The following is a 500-nucleotide window of genomic DNA, read 5'->3' as shown; positions in this document are numbered from 1 at the left end:
CGGCTCCGATGAGCGTGAGGCTGCCCAGCTTCCTGCCCTCGCCCATGACGACGCCCCTGCCAGTCCTCTCGTAGATCTGGGCGATCCTGTCTGAGAGGTAGGCGGGGAAGCCGGCCTCGGCCGGGATCTCCTCGAGGCGCCCCGAGATGTCCCTGAGGGCCTCGGCCCACCTCGACGTGGAGTCGGCCATGATGGCGACGTCGTATCCCATGTCCCTGTAGAACTCGCCGATGGTGACCCCCATGTAGATGCTGGCCTCCCTGGCGGAGACGGGCATGTTGGAGACGTTCGCGATGATGACAGTCCTCTCGATGAGCCTTCTGCCGCTCCTGGGGTCTATGAGCTCGGGGAAGTGGGCGACCACGTCGGCCATCTCGTTCCCCCGCTCCCCGCACCCGATGTAGATGATGATGTCGGCGTCGGACCATTTGGCGACCTGCTGGAGGGTGACCGTCTTGCCGGTCCCGAAGCCCCCGGGGATCGCCGCGGCCCCACCTTTC

General features: G+C 66.4%; 1 protein-coding gene. It reads right to left on the bottom strand.

What is annotated here, in order from left to right; translation table 11 throughout:
- The coding region (locus LN415_10050; protein MCJ2557413.1) for a V-type ATP synthase subunit A at positions 1 to 500 on the bottom strand (500 nt) is incomplete at both ends.

It is taken from the genome of Candidatus Thermoplasmatota archaeon (assembly GCA_022848865.1).
Classification (GTDB): Archaea; Thermoplasmatota; Thermoplasmata; order RBG-16-68-12; family JAGMCJ01; genus JAGMCJ01.
This window is presented reverse-complemented; position numbering and strand designations above follow the sequence as displayed.